This is a genomic window from Luteimonas kalidii, from assembly GCF_029887935.1.
GTDB lineage: Bacteria > Pseudomonadota > Gammaproteobacteria > Xanthomonadales > Xanthomonadaceae > Luteimonas > Luteimonas kalidii.
In genome coordinates this window covers 313,792-329,739 of sequence record NZ_JARXRO010000018.1, presented here as the reverse complement: position 1 = coordinate 329,739, position 15,948 = coordinate 313,792, and the positions used below count along the sequence as shown (strand labels likewise).

15 protein-coding genes are annotated in these 15,948 nt (G+C 71.2%); 8 read left to right on the top strand and 7 right to left on the bottom strand.

Annotated elements, in window-relative coordinates; all coding sequences use genetic code 11:
* Window positions 1-151: 151 nt before the first annotated feature.
* Entirely contained in the window at window positions 152-1,105 is a 954-nt protein-coding gene (xerD, locus tag QFW81_RS12415; RefSeq protein WP_280579160.1) for a site-specific tyrosine recombinase XerD, read from the bottom strand.
* Window positions 1,106-1,148: 43 nt separating this feature from the next.
* Here xerD and QFW81_RS12410 point away from each other — a divergent pair, with 43 nt between their 5' ends.
* The gene (locus tag QFW81_RS12410) at window positions 1,149-1,634 is read left to right on the top strand and encodes an RDD family protein (protein ID WP_280579158.1); all 486 of its coding nucleotides are present in this window, start codon (window positions 1,149-1,151) and stop codon (window positions 1,632-1,634) included.
* A gap of 554 nt (window positions 1,635-2,188) precedes the next feature.
* On the opposite strand, the gene lptG is transcribed toward QFW81_RS12410, so the two are convergent.
* Together lptG and lptF are read right to left on the bottom strand one after the other, a co-directional pair.
* A complete protein-coding gene (gene lptG / locus QFW81_RS12405) occupies window positions 2,189-3,298 on the bottom strand; it encodes an LPS export ABC transporter permease LptG (RefSeq protein ID WP_280579156.1) in 1,110 nt (369 codons plus the stop codon).
* Between the two features lie 13 nt (window positions 3,299-3,311).
* Entirely contained in the window at window positions 3,312-4,394 is a 1,083-nt protein-coding gene (lptF, locus tag QFW81_RS12400; protein WP_280579154.1) for an LPS export ABC transporter permease LptF, read from the bottom strand.
* 137 nt (window positions 4,395-4,531) lie between these two features.
* Between lptF and QFW81_RS12395 the strand changes: the two genes are divergently transcribed.
* The 3 genes from QFW81_RS12395 (at window position 4,532) to QFW81_RS12385 (ending at window position 9,647) form a co-directional block, all read left to right on the top strand.
* A complete protein-coding gene (locus QFW81_RS12395) occupies window positions 4,532-6,019 on the top strand; it encodes a leucyl aminopeptidase (RefSeq protein ID WP_280579152.1) in 1,488 nt (495 codons plus the stop codon).
* Window positions 6,020-6,080: 61 nt separating this feature from the next.
* Window positions 6,081-6,506, top strand: coding sequence for a DNA polymerase III subunit chi (locus tag QFW81_RS12390; protein WP_280579149.1), 426 nt, complete (start codon window positions 6,081-6,083; stop codon window positions 6,504-6,506).
* A 153-nt stretch (window positions 6,507-6,659) separates the two neighbouring features.
* Window positions 6,660-9,647, top strand: coding sequence for a valine--tRNA ligase (locus tag QFW81_RS12385; protein ID WP_280579146.1), 2,988 nt, complete (start codon window positions 6,660-6,662; stop codon window positions 9,645-9,647).
* Between the two features lie 93 nt (window positions 9,648-9,740).
* Here the strand turns inward: QFW81_RS12385 and rimI are convergent, their stop codons facing one another.
* Genes rimI through pssA form a run of 3 tightly spaced genes read right to left on the bottom strand, consistent with a single transcriptional unit; the run spans window position 9,741 to window position 11,328 of the window.
* Entirely contained in the window at window positions 9,741-10,244 is a 504-nt protein-coding gene (rimI, locus tag QFW81_RS12380; protein WP_425604035.1) for a ribosomal protein S18-alanine N-acetyltransferase, read from the bottom strand.
* Complete coding sequence (locus QFW81_RS12375) at window positions 10,241-10,558, bottom strand: hypothetical protein (RefSeq protein ID WP_280579144.1); 318 nt, start codon at window positions 10,556-10,558, stop codon at window positions 10,241-10,243. The genes rimI and QFW81_RS12375 overlap by 4 nt, the downstream gene beginning before the upstream one ends.
* Window positions 10,555-11,328 carry a CDP-diacylglycerol--serine O-phosphatidyltransferase gene (pssA, locus tag QFW81_RS12370; RefSeq protein WP_280579142.1) on the bottom strand — a complete coding sequence of 258 codons (774 nt, stop codon included), beginning with the start codon at window positions 11,326-11,328 and terminating at the stop codon, window positions 10,555-10,557. The genes QFW81_RS12375 and pssA overlap by 4 nt, the downstream gene beginning before the upstream one ends.
* Window positions 11,329-11,484: 156 nt before the next feature.
* On the opposite strand from pssA, the gene QFW81_RS12365 reads away from it, so the two are divergent.
* The 4 genes from QFW81_RS12365 to QFW81_RS12350 all read left to right on the top strand — a co-directional run bounded on the left by QFW81_RS12365 (window position 11,485) and on the right by QFW81_RS12350 (window position 14,477).
* The gene (locus tag QFW81_RS12365) at window positions 11,485-11,874 is read left to right on the top strand and encodes a DUF4124 domain-containing protein (protein WP_280579140.1); all 390 of its coding nucleotides are present in this window, start codon (window positions 11,485-11,487) and stop codon (window positions 11,872-11,874) included.
* Window positions 11,875-11,881: 7 nt separating this feature from the next.
* Window positions 11,882-12,184, top strand: coding sequence for a DUF4124 domain-containing protein (locus QFW81_RS12360; RefSeq protein WP_280579137.1), 303 nt, complete (start codon window positions 11,882-11,884; stop codon window positions 12,182-12,184).
* A 64-nt stretch (window positions 12,185-12,248) separates the two neighbouring features.
* Window positions 12,249-13,952: a proline--tRNA ligase gene (locus tag QFW81_RS12355; RefSeq protein WP_280579135.1), complete on the top strand. Its 1,704-nt coding sequence runs from the start codon at window positions 12,249-12,251 to the stop codon at window positions 13,950-13,952.
* A 150-nt stretch (window positions 13,953-14,102) separates the two neighbouring features.
* Window positions 14,103-14,477 (top strand): H-NS histone family protein, encoded by a 375-nt coding sequence (locus tag QFW81_RS12350; protein ID WP_280579134.1) that lies wholly within the window; start codon window positions 14,103-14,105, stop codon window positions 14,475-14,477.
* A gap of 177 nt (window positions 14,478-14,654) precedes the next feature.
* Here QFW81_RS12350 and QFW81_RS12345 read toward each other — a convergent pair whose 3' ends face one another.
* Window positions 14,655-15,914: a threonine/serine exporter family protein gene (locus QFW81_RS12345; protein ID WP_280579133.1), complete on the bottom strand. Its 1,260-nt coding sequence runs from the start codon at window positions 15,912-15,914 to the stop codon at window positions 14,655-14,657.
* Window positions 15,915-15,948: the final 34 nt, after the last annotated feature.

Here is a 15,948-nt window from a genome sequence, read left to right as displayed (position 1 = left end):
TTGCGGCGCTGCAGCACGGATTGCGCACGAGGGAAGTTCCCGGCATCGAGGGCGATGGCCCGCGGCGCTCGTGCGCCTCCGGACGGGCGGGCCGTGGAACTGCGATTCGATCCACCGTTGGGGCGCATCCCGCATGCGAAGTGACGCCCGCTCAGCCGCGCGGATGGTGTCTGGCGTGCAGCTGGCGCAGTTTTTCGCGCGCCACCAGGGTGTAGATCTGGGTGGTCGACAGCGAGCTGTGGCCGAGCAGCATCTGCAGCGCGCGCAGGTCCGCCCCGTGGTTGAGCAGGTGGGTGGCGAAACTGTGCCGCAGCCCGTGCGGACTGACCCGGGCCGGGTCGATGCCCGCCGCCGCGGCGGAGCGTTTCACCGTGGCCCAGAACTGCTGCCGGCTGGGCGGCTCGCCCGAGGCGGTGAGGAACAGGGCAGGCACCGTGCGCCTGCCGGCCAGCAGTGGCCGCGCCTGCGCGAGGTAGCGCTCGAGCCAGTGCTGGGCCTCCTCGCCCAGCGGCACCAGGCGATCGCGCCCGCCCTTGCCGGTCACGCGCAGCACGCCCTGGCGCAGGTTCACGGCGGTGGCCGGCAGGTTCACCAGTTCGCTCACCCGCAACCCGCAGGCGTACATCAGTTCCAGCATGGCCCGGTCGCGCAGGCCTTCGGGGGTCTCGACGTCGGGCGTGGCCAGCAGCGTGGCCACCTGCTCCTCGCCGAGGGCCTTGGGCAGCGACCGCGGCAGACGCGGCGGCTCGACCAGGGCGACCGGATCGTCCTCGCGTACGCCCTGCCGGCGCAGGTGGCCGAAGAACGCGCGCAGTGCCGTGAGCAGGCGCGCATTGCTGCGCGGCGAGTAGCCCTCGCGGGCGCGCAGGGACAGATAGTCGAACAGTGCGCCGCGATCGAGCGCGGCCAGTCCGCCATGCGCGCCGTCGCGCCAGCGCGCGATCCCTTCGAGGTCGCGCCGGTAGCCGTCGAGGGTGTTGCGCGCGGCTCCGGTCTCGGCCCACAGGGCATCGAGGAACCCGTGGATCGCGCCGGCATCGGCGTCGCGCAACGGCGGCAGTGCGTGCATGCGCTGGCGGCGCTCGGCGGGGGTGGTGCTGGACATCGATCCAGCTTAGCCGAGCGCGGCAGCCGGTATCCTTGTGCACATGCCGTCCTCTCCTGACGAACGTGCCGCGACACGCGGGTCCGCCCTGGTCGGGCGACGGCTCGTGTCGCTGCTGTACGACCTGTTTCCGGTGCTCGCATTGTGGTTCCTGCTCTCGGCCCTGTTCACCGCGGGATACACCTATCTGGGCGGCCACGACCCGCACGAGAACATCGCGCCACTGAGTGCGCTGCAGTGGCTGCTGTGGCTGGCCTGCTGGGGCATCGGCGGCGTCTATGCGACCACCAGCTGGCGCCGCGGCGGGCAGACGCTGGGCATGCGGCCCTGGCGGATCCGGATCGTGGCGCCGGACGGCTCGGCGCCGACCCGCGCCGCGCTGTGGACGCGCTATGCCACGGGTACGGTGTCGCTGCTGGCCGCCGGCGCGGGCTTCTGGTGGGCGTGGATCGACCGCGACCGGCTCGCCTGGCACGACCGCCTCAGCGGAACGCGGGTGGTGCGGGTGGAGCGCCGGTCCACGGCGTAGGGCGGTCGCGCGCAGGCGGTCGAGAGCGACCATCGACCTGCACGACAGCGACTGCGAGTTCGCCTCATCTTGCCCCGCGCAGCACGGGGCGTCGCGGGTGGCGCGAGGCAGTGCCCCGCAACGAGGCACCTCATCCTGCCCGGCGCAGCGCGCCCGGGCGATCGGCTGGCCTGCGCGGCAATGCCGCGCGAGAGAGGACTGCTCATCCGGCCCCGCGCAGCGCGCGGGGGCGTTCGGAAAGGGCGCGAGGCGGTGTCTCGCAAATGTGATTCCTGATCCGGCCCGGCGCAGCGCGCCGGGCGTTCGAAAGGGCGCGAGGCAGTGCCTCGCAAACGTGATTCCTCATCCGGCCCGGCGCAGCGCGTGGGGCGTTCGCAGGGAGCGCGAGGCAGTGCCTCGCAAACGTGATTCCTCATCCGGCCCCGCGCAGCGCGCGGGGCGTTCGCAGGGAGCGCGAGGCAGTGCCTCGCGACCAGGTTCTGCTCATCCGGCCCGGCGCAGCGCGCCGGGCGTTCGGCATGCCCGCGCGGCAGTGCCGCGCAAGCGGGCATGCCTCACCCACTCCGTCGTCGGAAGAGGAGCCAGGAGACGGTGAGCATGACCAGGGGCGGCACGACGTAGGCGATGCGGTAGTCGAAGGTGTAGACCGCGGCCAGCTTCACCACCTGCGTCTGCAGCAGCCAGAAGCCCAGCGCGAACACCACGCCGATGAACAGGCGCCGTCCCAGGCCGCCGCTGCGCAGGCTGCCGAAGGCGAACGGGATCGCCGCCAGGCACAGCGCCAGCACGTTGAGCGGATAGAACCAGTGGCCCCAGTAGTACTCCTCGAACTCGCTGGCATCGAGCTGGTTGCGCTTGCGATAGTCGATGCCCTCCTTCAGCTCGGCCGACGACATGTAGCGCGGCCGCCAGATATTGCTGGCATTGGCCGCCAGCGCGGCGGCGTCCAGGCTGGATTCCCAGCGTTCCTCGTCGACGTCCGCCTGGGCGACGGAACGTGCGTCGAAATAGGTGCGGCGCACGTCGCGCAGCAGCCAGCCGCTGGCGCGGTGCTCGGCGATCTTCGCGTGCGCGACCGACGCCAGGCGGCCGTCGCCGTCGAACTCGAACAGGCGCACGTCGTTGAGTTCGAGCCAGGTGTCGCCGTCCTCGCTGCGCTCGCGCCCGGCCTGGGCGTTGAGGAAGGTCTCGCCCTCGCGCGCCCAGAGCCCGGAATACTGGGCGACGATCATGTCGTTCGAACGCGCCGCGGACTTCATCATGTCGGCGCTGCGCTGCGCCCACGGACCGAGCGTCTCGGCATTGACCATCATCAGGCCGGTCAGGAGCAGCAGCGGCAGCGCCACCGACAGGCTCAAGCGCTTGCGCGACACGCCCAGTGCGCGCAGCGCGGTGAGTTCGGAACTCGCGGCGAGCTGGCCCAGGCCCATCAGCGAACCGATCACCGCCGCGGTCGGGAACATCATGTAGGCACGGCGCGGGAGCGTGTGCGCCACGTACGTGATCGCATCGAACACGCGGTAGCTGCCCTGCCCCACGCTGCGCAGCTCGTCGACCATCGCCAGCACGAGGTCGAGTCCGGTCAGTACCGCCCACGTCAGCAGCACCGTGCCGACCACCACGCGCGCGACCAGCAGGTCGTGCAGCTTCGGAAACGGCCTCATCGCGCGCGCTCCCTCATGCCGCCGCCCGCCGCGACGCGCGCATGCGTCCGTCGCCGAAATACATCCACAGGCCCAGCGCCAGCAGCGGCAGCAGCAGCCACCACAGTCCCAGCGCCACCGGCAAGCGGCCACCCGCCAGTGCGTTGGTGCCCACCAGCATGAGGTTGACGCCGAACACGTACGCGAGCAGGCCGAGGATGATCCTGCCCCAGCGCGCCTGCCGCGGCGGGCTGCGCGCGAGCGGCACGGCCAGCAGCGCGAACGCCAGCGCCAGCAGCGGCGGCGCGATCCGGAAATGCAGCTGCGCGCGGGCCTCGGCGCGGCCGTCCGGCAGCAGCGACAGCGTCGACATGAGTTCGGGGTCGTCGCCGATGTCGCGCGACTCCGCGTCCGGCAGCCGCACTTCATTGGCGGCGTAGCGCATCAGCCGGAAATCCTTGCCGCCATCCATCGGACCTTCGACGCGGAATCCTTCGTCGAGCGTCAGGTAGCGCGTATTGCCTTCCACCGTGAGCGTGCCGGTGCGGGCCGAGGTGACGTCCATCCGCCCTTCGTCCTGCCGGTAGATGAAGACCCGGCCCAGCCGCGTGCCGTCGTTCGACATCGCGTTCGCGTACACCACACCGCCGCCGCCCGGCAGTTCCACGAAGCGCCCGGCCTCGAGCCCGGCCACCAGCAGGCTGCGCTGGCCCACCTCGATCATCTGCTGCGAATACTGCCGCGCCCACGGCCCCAGCCACAGCGAGCACGCGCCGATCATCAGCACGAACGGCACCACCAGCATCATCAGCGGGCGCAGCATGCGCCGCGGGCCCACGCCGACCGAGGTCAGCACCGGCATCTCGCTGTCGCGGTACAGCCGGCCCACCGACAGCAGCAGGCCCAGCATCAGCCCCAGCGGCAGGATCAGCGGCAGGTAGTTGAGCACCTGCAGGCCGAGCTGGGCCAGCATCATGCCCGCCGGCACGCGCCCGCGCACGATGTCGCCCAGCACGTCGGCGAACACCGCGCCGAGGCTCACGATCATCAGCACCACCAGGGCCGCGAACGTGGTCTGCGCGAATTCGCGGAACAGGTAGCTGTCGAGCTTCGGCATCAGGCGGGGGCTTGGATTAGACTAGGGCGTTGCGTCCGGGCCGCAGCGACGCCCGCAACGGCGTAGCAGGCGCGATCCCGCGGCCTGCAGGCCGCGTCCGGGCGCCGATTGTACGGAAGTCACCTGGAATCTGATTGATGACCCTCGAATTCACCCTGAACCACGCCGCCCCCGCCGCCGCCGGAACCGACTGCATCGTGGTAGGCGCCTTTTCCGACGGCACGCTCACGCCCGCCGCGCAGGCGCTGGACGCCGAAGGCCGTCTGGCCGCGCTGGCCACGCGCGGCGACGTCTCCGGCGCCACCGGCCGCAGCCTGCTGCTGCACGACCTGCCCGGCGTCGCCGCGCCGCGGGTGCTGGTGATCGGCCTGGGAGATCGCGCCAAGTTCGGTGTGCCGCAGTACCTCAAGGCTGTCGCCGACACGGTGCGTGCGCTGCGCACCGGCCCGGTGAAGCAGGCGCTGTTCACGCTGTCCGAACTCGAGGTCTCCGGGCGTGACGCGGCCTGGGCGGTCCGCCAGGCCGTGGTGGCCGCCGACCACGCCGCCTACCGCTACCTCGCCACGCTCGGCCCGAAGAACAAGAAGCGCAACGAGACCGGGCTGGCCGCGCTCGCCATCCAGGGCGACGACGAACAGGCGCTGGCGCAGGGCAAGGCGATCGCGGCGGGCGTCAAGTTCGCGCGCGAACTTGGCAACCTGCCGCCCAACATCTGCAACCCCGCCTACGTCGCGGAGCAGGCGCAGGCGTTCGCCGCGCGCTTCGAGGGCGCCGAAGCCGAGATCCTGGACGAGACCCAGATGGAAGCGCTGGGCATGGGCGCGCTGCTGGCAGTGGCGCGCGGCTCGGCCAACCGCCCGCGGCTGGTGGTGCTGAAGTGGAACGGCGGCGGCGACGCGCGCCCGTTCGTGCTGGTCGGCAAGGGCATCACCTTCGATACCGGTGGCGTCAACCTCAAGACCCAGGGCGGCATCGAGGAGATGAAGTTCGACATGTGCGGCGCGGCCGCCGTGCTCGGCACCTTCGTGTCCGCGGTCGGCCTGCAGCTGCCGATCAACCTGGTGGCGATCGTGCCGGCGGTCGAGAACGCGATCGACGGCAATGCGTATCGGCCCTCGGACGTGATCACCAGCATGTCCGGCCGCACCATCGAGGTCGGCAACACCGACGCCGAAGGCCGCCTGATCCTGTGCGATGCGCTCACCTATGCCGAGCGCTTCAAGCCGCAGGCGCTGGTCGACGTGGCCACGCTCACCGGTGCCTGCATGGTCGCGCTCGGGCGCTACGCGTCCGGCCTGATGAGCAAGCACGACGACCTGGCCGACGAACTGCTGGCCGCGGGCGAAGGCGTGTTCGACCGCGCGTGGCGCCTGCCGCTGTGGGACGAATATCAGACCCTGCTGGAGTCCAATTTCGCCGACGTCTACAACATCGGCGGCCGCTGGGGCGGCGCGATCACCGCCGGCTGTTTCCTCGCGCGTTTCGTCGAAGGCCAGCGCTGGGCGCACCTGGACATCGCCGGCAGCGCCAGCGGCGACGGCAAGATGGGCATGGCCACCGGCCGTCCGGTCGGCCTGCTGAGCCAGTGGCTGATGGACCGCGCCGCGGGCGCGCCCGCGTCCTGAGCATCTGGACCGGGACGGCCGGCGCTCTGGCCACCGTCCCGTTCCTGCCGCGCCCCGCCCGATGCCCCGCGCCGACTTCTACCTGATCGCCAAGCCGCGCTTCCGCGAGCAGCCGCTGCGGCTGGCCTGCGAGCTGGTGCGCAAGGCCTACGAGGCGGAGCTCTGGACGCTGGTGCTGGCGCGCGACACCGCCCAGGCCGAGGAACTCGACGACCTGCTGTGGGACATGGGCGAGGACGCGTACATCCCGCACCAGATCGCCGGGCGCGACGACGAGGACGAGCTCACGCCGGTGCTGATCGCCGATCCGCAGACCGATGCGCCGATGCGCGCGCTGGTGGTGAACCTGCGCGACGCACCGGTCGAGGGCGGATTCGACCGGGTACTGGAAGTGGTGCCGGCCGACGAATCCGCGCGTGGTCCGCTGCGCGAGCGCTGGAAGCACTACAAGGCGCTCGGCCTGGAACTCAACAAGTACGACATGTAATCGCGCCGTCGCCCGTGCGTGGGCGCTTCTGCTCCCCTTCTGCGGGGAAGGTGCCCGAAGGGCGGATGGGGCCAACCACGGCCGAGGCCCCGATCCCAGCCCTCTCCCGCGCACGGGGGAGGTGGCCGATCCAGCCTGCTGCACTGACCGACCATGACCGAACCACTCGCTTCCAGCTACGATCCCGGCCACTTCGAGTCCCGCCTCTACGCAGAGTGGGAGGCGGCCGGCGTGTTCGCACCGCGCGGCGACGGCCCGGCCTACACCATCCTGCTGCCGCCGCCGAACGTCACCGGGACCCTGCACATGGGCCACGCGTTCCAGCACACGCTGCAGGATGCGTTGATCCGCTACCACCGGATGCTGGGCCACCGCACGCTGTGGCAGATGGGCAGCGACCATGCGGGCATCGCCACCGAGATGGTGGTCGGTCGCAACCTCGCCCTCGAAGGCAAGGGCGAGACCCGCGACTCGCTCGGGCGCGAAGGGTTCATCGCCAAGGTCTGGGAGTGGAAGCAGCGCTCGGGCGACACCATCGAGCGGCAGATGCGCCGCCTCGGCACGTCCGGCGACTGGTCGCGCAGCGTGTTCACGATGGACCCGATGCCGTCGAAGGCGGTGATCGAGGCCTTCGTGCGCCTGCATGAGCAGGGCCTGATCTACCGCGGCAAGCGGTTGGTGAACTGGGACCCGGTGCTGAACACCGCGATATCGGACCTCGAGGTCGAGAACCGCGAAGTGCCCGGCCACATGTGGCACTTCAGGTATCCGCTGGCCGGTGGCGAGACCTACGAATACGTCGAGCGCGACAGCGAGGGCAACGTCACCCTGCGCGAGACCCGCGACTACATCTCGATCGCCACCACCCGCCCGGAAACCATGCTCGGCGACGGTGCGGTGGCGGTGCACCCGGACGACGCGCGCTACGCGCCCATCGTGGGCAAGCTGTGCGAGATCCCGGTCGGGCCGAAGCAGCACCGGCGCCTGGTGCCGATCATCACCGACGCGTACCCGGACCCGGACTTCGGATCGGGCGCGGTGAAGATCACCGGCGCGCACGATTTCAACGACTATGCCGTGGCCACGCGCAACGGCATCCCGCTGTATGCGCTGATGGATGCGCACGCGCGCATGCGCAGCGACGGCCTGTCGTACGAGGAGAGCGCGCGGATCGCGGGCGAGATCGCGCGCGGCGAGCGTGCACCCGACGACGTCGGCGCGGTGAACCTGGTGCCCGACGACCTGCGCGGCCTGGACCGCTACGAGGCGCGGACCCGCGTCGTGGCCGCGATCACCGCCGAGGGCCTGGCCGTCACCGGCCCGGACGGCGAGCCGCTGGTCGAATCCAAGCCGATCATGCAGCCCTTCGGCGACCGCTCCGGTTCGGTGATCGAGCCGTACCTGACCGACCAGTGGTTCGTGCGCATGGACACGATGGGCCGGCGCGGCATGGAACTGGTCGAAAGCGGCGCGGTGAAGTTCGTGCCGCCGAACTGGATCAGCACCTACCGCCACTGGATGGAGAACATCCAGGACTGGACCATCAGCCGCCAGCTCTGGTGGGGCCACCGCATCCCGGCCTGGTTCGACGATTCCGGCAACGCCTACGTGGGCCGCGACGAGGCCGATGCGCGCGCCCGCGCCGGTATCGGCAGCGAGGTCGCGCTGCGCCAGGACGAGGACGTGCTGGAAACCTGGTTCTCCTCTGCGCTCTGGCCGTTCAGCACGCTCGGCTGGCCGGACGAGACGGCGATGCGCGAGCGCGGCTTCGACACGTTCCTGCCCACCAGCGTGCTCGTCACCGGCTTCGACATCATCTTCTTCTGGGTCGCGCGCATGGTCATGATGACCGACGCGCTGACCGGCAAGGTCGCCTTCGACGATGTCTACATCACCGGCCTGGTGCGCGACAAGGACGGCCAGAAGATGTCGAAGTCGAAAGGCAACATCCTCGACCCGATCGACATCATCGACGGCATCAGCGCCGACGCGCTGGTGGCCAAGCGCACCACCGGGCTGATGAAGCCCACCGATGCGCCGAAGATCGAGAAGGCCACGCGCAGGGAGTTCCCCGACGGCATCGCCGCGCACGGCGCCGATCCGCTGCGCTTCACTATGGCCGCGCTCGCCGGGCCGGGACGCGACATCAAGTTCGACCTCGGCCGCGCCGAGGGCTACAAGAACTTCTGCAACAAGCTGTGGAACGCCACGCGCTTCGTGCTGATGAACACGGAGGGGTTTTCCGCCGCCCCGCATGCGGGGGAAGGTGTCCACAGGGCGGGTGCCGTCGACCAGGCCTGGCCCGCCACCGATGCCGAACGCTGGATCCTCTCGCGCCTGGCTGCCGCCACCGCGCAGGCGCACGCGCATTTCGCCAGCTACCGCTTCGACCTGCTGGCCCAGGCGCTGTACGAATTCGCCTGGAACGAGTACTGCGACTGGTTCGTGGAACTGGCCAAGCCGGCGCTGCAGGGCCACGATGCCGCGGCCGCGGACAGCACCCGGCGCACCCTGCTGACGGTGCTCGAGGCCCTGCTGCGGCTGCTGCATCCGCTGGTCCCGTTCGTCACCGAACAGCTGTGGCGGCAGGTCGCGCCGCGCCTGGGGATCGATGGCGACACCATCTCGCTGCAGCGCTACCCGCAGGCGGCGGACGTCGCCGGCGACGGCTTCGCGCGCGCGGAGGCGGACGTGGAATGGCTGCGGCAGATGGTCACCGCACTGCGGCGCATCCGCAGTGAGCTGGGCGTCTCACCGATGAAGCAGGTGCCGATGCTGGTGCAGGCCGGCACCACCGACGACCGCGCGCGCCTGGCGCGCTTCGACGCGCAGCTGCGCTTCCTCAACCGGCTCTCGGCGATCGACGCGCTCGACGGCGAACCGCCGCCATCCGCCGCCGGGCTGGTGGGGGAACTGCGCCTGTTCGTGCCGCTCGAAGGCCTGGTCGACCTGGATGCCGAACGCGCGCGCCTGGACAAGGAGCTGGTGCGGGTGGCGGCGGAGCAGGCGAAGAGCCAGGCCAAGCTGGCGAAGTTCAGCGACAAGGTGCCCGCAGCGGTGGTCGAGCAGGAACGCCAGCGCCTGGCCGACTGGACGGCGCAGCACGAGGCCCTGGCGACGCAGCGCGCGCGCCTTGCCTGAGGGCAGGCGTCCGCGACGCACGTCGCGCCTCGTAGGGGTGTGCCGTCCTCCCGGCTATCCGTCCCCGAGTACCGCCATGCGCCCGGACGCCGGCTACCCCGGCATCCGCGGCGGATCGGACTCGGCCATCAGCTCCTTCGCCATCACGATCGCGTCCTCGCGCCCGGCGTGCGCGGGGTAGTAGCGCGGGCGGCGGCCGATCTCGTTGAAGCCCTCGTCGTGGTAGAGCGCGATCGCGGCCGGGTTGGACGGACGCACTTCGAGGAACACGCGCTGCGCGCCCTGCCCGCGCGCCGCGCGTTCCAGGCCGCGCAGCAGGCGCCGGCCATGCCCACGGCCCTGCTCGCCCGGCTCGATGCACACATTGAGCAGGTGCGCCTCGCCGACGGCCACGCTCAGCACGCCGTAGCCGATGATGCGCGCGTCGGCCTGCAATACCCAGGACGGATAGCCGGCGCGCAGGCAGTCGCGGAAGATGCCGACCGTCCACGGGAACGGATACGCGCGCACCTCGATCGCCATCACCTCGTCGAGGTCGTCCTCGCGCATCGGCCGCAGCGCGGGCTGCGGCTGGCGGTAGGCGGCCACCGCGTTCATCGCGCGGGCCGCGCCCGCAGTGCGCGCAGCCGCGGCCAGAGCGCCCGACGCGCGCGCGCATCGCGCAGGCCATCGGGCGGCACCAGGCGCCGGCACAGCGCGAGCGCGTCGGCATCGCGCACGTCACGGCCGGCGGCGCGCAGCAGCGCTCGCAGCAGCGCGTCCGGACCGGCAGCCTCCGGATCCCCGCGCGCGGCACCGGCGACGGGCGCCGCCGACGGTTCCGCCGCGTCGTCCGCGGATGGACTGCGCACCGCATACACGGTGTAGCCCATCTCGGCCAGGATCTCGCGCTGCAGCGGATCGACGCTCATGACGCCTCCGCGCGGGCGACCTCGCGCCGGCGCCAGAACCACAGTACCGGCCCCGACAGCGCGTACAGCGTCGCCGCCGCCAGCAGCGTCTTGGGCGGATCGACCCACAGCGCGATCAGGATGCCGAGCGCGATCAGCAGCGCGACGAACGGAACCCGCTCGGCCCTGGGTCCCGTGCCGCTGCCCTTGAAACTGTTGTAGCGCAGCCGGCTGACCATCAGCAGCGCGGCCACCACGGTCACGGCGAGCGCGCCGTAGCGCAGATCCTCGCCGGCCAGTCCGAGCTCGTGGCAGGTCCACACGAAGCTCGCCATCAGTCCGGCCGCGGCCGGGCTCGCCAGGCCGATGAACCAGCGCTTGTCCACCGTCGCCACCTGGCTGTTGAAGCGCGCCAGCCGCAGCGCGGCGCAGGCGGCATACAGGAACGCGGCCAGCCAGCCGATCTTGCCCAGGGTCACGCCGTCGAGCTTCATCGACATCAGCGCCCAGTGGTACATCACCAGCGCCGGGGCCATGCCGAAGCTGATCAGGTCGGCCAGCGAGTCGTACTGCACGCCGAACTCGCTCTGGGTATTGGTCAGCCGCGCCACGCGGCCGTCGATGCCGTCGAGGATCCCGGCCACGAAGATCGCGATGCAGGCTGCCCCGTAGCGCCCCTGGGACGCCGCGATGATCGCGAAGAACCCCGCGAACAGGCCGCCGGTGGTGAACAGGTTGGGCAGCAGGTAGATGCCGCGGCCGCGCGGCGGCGCTGTGGTCTGGGGCTCCATCGCGGCAGTGTAGCGCCTGCCGGCGCGCACACGCCGGCGGCCGTCCGGAGGGGCGGGGCGCCGCAGGCCGGTCACGTTTCCGCGCTGCCGCGCTTGCGTCGCGGGCACGGCAATGCTGGAATCGCGCCACGCCCCCGCTCCTGCAGGAGTTCCGCGATGTCCCGCCTTGCCTTCCTGGCGCTCGTCGCCGGCCTGTCCGCCGTTGCCTGCGTGTCCGCCGCCGAGGTCTACCAGTGGAAGGACGCCAACGGCGTCACCCACTATTCGCAGACCCCGCCGCCCAAGGGCAGCTACCAGCAGCGCCAGATCACCAGCAGCGGCGCCGGCACGGCACAGGCGACCGCCCCGCAGGCCGCGGCCGCAGTCGAAAACCCGAATTGCGCCACCGCGCGCGCGAACGTCGCCGCACTCAGCGGCGAGCGTCCGGTGCACGAAGCCGGCGCCGAAGGCCAGCCGGGGCGCGCACTGAACGATGCCGAGCGCGCCAGCCAGCTCGAACTGGCGAACGCGGCGGTGAAGGCCTACTGCGACAGCCCCGCCGGCTGATCCGGCGATGCGCCTGGCCTGGGCGGTCGTGGCGGGGGCCCTGGGCGCCGGCGCGCTCGCCTGGTGGTTGACGCGGGATCCTGCTGCGCCCGCGGCGCCCGCGCTCGCGACAACGACGCCGACGTCCGCGGCCACCGGCGCGCCATCGGCGTCGAAGGGCCCCGCGCTGTATCGCTGGCGCGACGACGCCGGCGTGGTCCAGGTCACCGACATCCCGCCCCCGGGACGCGACTACACGCTGGTGGACGTGGCCGCGCTGGAGCGGCGCAACACCATCCAGGCCAACCCCGCGATCGAGGCCTCGCGCTGACCGGTCCTCCGGGCACGCATGGGGCGCATGGCAGAATGCGCGTCCCGCCGCTCCGAGCCCGACGATGCGCCTGTCGCAGTTCCATCTCCGCACCGAAAAGGAAACGCCCGCAGAGGCCGAGATCGCCAGCCACAAGCTGATGCTCAAGGCCGGCATGGTCCGCAGGCTGGCCGCCGGGCTCTACACCTGGTCGCCGCTGGGCCTGCGCGTGCTGCGCAAGGTGGAGGCGGTGGTGCGCGAGGAAATGGATGCCGCCGGCGCGATCGAGATGGCGATGCCTTCGGTGCAGCCGCGCGAGCTGTGGGAGGAAACCGGCCGCTGGCAGAAGTTCGGTCCGCAGTTGCTCAAGATCCGCGACCGCAAGGAGCAGGAATACTGCTTCACCCCCACGGCCGAGGAAGCGGTGACCGACTTCTTCCGCCACGAGTGCGCGAGCTACCGGCAGCTGCCGGTCAACTTCTACCAGGTCACCACCAAGTTCCGCGACGAGATCCGGCCCCGCTTCGGCGTGATGCGCGCGCGCGAATTCGTGATGAAGGACGCCTACTCTTTCCACGTCAGCGACGAGGACCTGATCCAACGCGGCTACAACGTGATGTACGCCGCCTACGAGCGCATCTTCACCCGCCTGGGCCTGGCGTTCCGCGCCGTGGCCGCGGATACCGGCGCGATCGGCGGCAGCGCCTCGCACGAGTTCCACGTGCTGGCCGAATCGGGCGAGGACGCGCTGGCGTTCTCGCAGTCCTCCGCTTACGCCGCCAACGTCGAGCTGGCCGAAGCGGTCTCGCCCGGCGAGCGTGCGGCACCCGCCGAAACGCTGCGCGAGGTCGCCACACCGGTACAGAAGACCTGCGAGGACGTCGCCGCGCTGCTCGGCATCCCGCTCGCGCGTACGGTGAAGTCGGTCGCGGCGATGGGCGCGGACGGCTTCGTGCTGGCGCTGGTGCGCGGCGATCACGTGGTCAACGAGATCAAGCTGTCCAAGCTGCCGGGCATGGCCGAGTACCGGCTGGCGACCGAGGCCGAGATCGTCGAACACCTGGGCTGCGAACCCGGGTTCCTCGGCCCGCGCGGGCCGCGCAGGCCGATCCGGGTGGTGGCCGACCGCAGCGTCGCGGCGATGGCCGATTTCGTCGTCGGCGCCAATGCACCGGGCGCGCACCTGGCCGGCGTGAACTGGGGCCGCGACCTGCCCGAGCCGGACGTGGTGGCCGACATCCGCAACGTGGTCGCCGGCGATCCCTCGCCCGATGGCCAGGGGGTACTCGGGCTGGCGCGCGGGATCGAGGTCGGCCACGTGTTCGCCCTGGGACGTCGCTATTCCGAAGCCATGGGCTGCACCGTGCTCGACGAGCACGGCAAGGCGGTGCATCCGGCGATGGGCTGCTACGGCATCGGCGTATCGCGCATCGTCGCCGCGGCGATCGAGCAGAACCACGACGAGTCTGGCATCCGCTGGCCCGAGGCGATGGCGCCCTGGCGCGCGGTGGTGTGCGTGATCAATCCCAAGGGCAACGCCGAGGTCGCCGCGGCCGCGGAGGCGCTGTATCGCGAGCTGGCCGAGGCGGGCGTGGACACCGCCCTCGACGACCGCGGGCTGCGCCCGGGCTCGATGTTCGCGGATATCGAACTGATCGGCATCCCGCACCGGATCGTGGTGTCCGAACGCGGGCTGGCGGCGGGCACGTTCGAATATCGCGCCCGCACCGCTGCCGAAGCCGAACAGCTCGACCGCGCCACCCTGCTCGAGCGCCTGTCGGGCGGATGAAAATCGCACCTGATAATCGCGCCTGATAATCCGGCCCTGATCCCGCGCGAGCGGAACGCAGGGCCACGCGCGGCGTCGTCACGCGCATTCGATTATCATGCACGCGGCCCACGGACGGGACATTCCTTTTCCGATCCGGAGTTTGTCTGCATGGCAATCGATTTGAATGCACTGTCGCCGAAACAGCTCGACGCCCTGATTTCCGAAGCCAAGGCCCGCAAGACCGCCCTCAGGAAGCGCAAGCCGATCGCTGCGATCCGCAAGCGGATCTTCGATTTCGCCGCCGCCGAGGGCTATACGATCCAGGAACTGTTCGGCGGCCGCGCCGGCGCGACGGCCAAGGCCCCTGCCGCGAAGAAGGCCACGAAGAAGGCCGCGGGCCGCAAGCTGGGCAAGGTGGCGCCCAAGTACCGCAACCCCGCCGTGCCCGCGGAAACCTGGACCGGGCGCGGCAAGCAGCCGCGCTGGATGGCGGCACTGGTCAAGAAGGGCCGCAAGCCCGAGGAATTCCTGATCAAGAAGTGATTGCGCGTCCCGCATGGGACGTCGATCGCGCAGACGCCGGCCTCGCGCCGGCGTCCTTGTTTCCGTAGCCGGCGGTGCCGACCTTCGGGATTGGCCGCTCGCGGGGACACACGCGCACCGATGCGCACCGGACACCCGCCGCCGTCCCGACAGCGCGAGTCCGCCTGCGCGGGCCCGCTACAGGTTGCGCCGCGCAGGCAGCAGCAGGTTGCCGATCAGCAGGCCGGCGATCAGCGCCAGCAGCACGTTGAGCACCGTGATCGCGGCCTCCTGGCCGGCGGCGACGTCCTGCTGCTGCACCGCCACCAGCAGGCTGCGCAGGCTGGTGCTGCCGGGCACCAGCATGATGATGCCCGGCACCCGGATCAGCGCGCCCGGGCGCCGCATCCAGCGTGCGTAGCCGTTGCCGGCCACCGTGATCACCAGCGCCGAGAGGAACACGCCGATCGGGCTGCCCAGCCACTGGCCGACCAGGCGCGAGATCGCATAGCCGACGATGGCCGCCATCATCACCAGCGCGATGTCGCGCCGCGCGGCGCGGAACAGCGCGGCGAACGCCCAGGCCGCGGTCACCACCGCACCCCACTCCACCCATCCCGGCTGCGGGCGCCAGGCGCGCACCTGCGGCTCCAGGCCCGCCAGCTGCACCACCGTCAGCGCGATCATCGTGCCGACGGTGAGCTTGAGCAGTGTGGTCAGCGCGCCGAAGAAGCGCGCGGTGCCGGACATCAGGTGCTGGCTGGTGAGCTCGCTGAAGGCGTTGGTCAGCGCCATGCCGGGCATCAGCACGATCATCGAGGCGATCACCACCGTATTGAGGTTGAGCGGCGCGACGAAGGTCGCGACCAGCGCGGCGAGGCCGCCGGCGAGGATGCCCGCGATCGCATCGTCGGCCTCCTTCATCTGCGGCCGGCTGCGGCTGGCCAGACCGATCAGCCCGACCAGGGTGCCGATCACGCCGGCGGTGGCGATGTCCAGCCAGGGCAGACGCAACATGCCCGCCACGCTCGCCGCGGCCAGGCCGAAGCCCGCGACCTGCTGGACATGGCCGCGCCAGTCCGCGCCCCGGTCCAGCGCGCGCAACGCCGCGTGGCCCTCGCTGATGTCGAGCCGCCCGGCCATCACCTCTTCGGCGATCCGGTCGGCCTCGCACAGCCTGTACAGACTGGTCTCGCCAGGCGGCAGCCGGATCACGCGCGTGGTGTCGCTTTCGCCGGGCGGCCGCTGCGGATCGCTGAAGGTCAGGATCAGTCCGGTCGGGTTGCTCCACGGCTCGCAGTCCAGTCCGAGCTGCCGCGCCACGGAGACGATCGCGCCTTCCAGGCGCTGCGACGTGGTGCCGTAGCGGTGCAGGTGGCCGGCCAGCTCGACGATGAACGCGATGCGCGTGGCGTAAGCGGCGGCCGTGGCCGGCGTGGGCATCGTCGTCGGGGACATCACCACAGGATCGCACGAGCGGCGACGGGCGGCA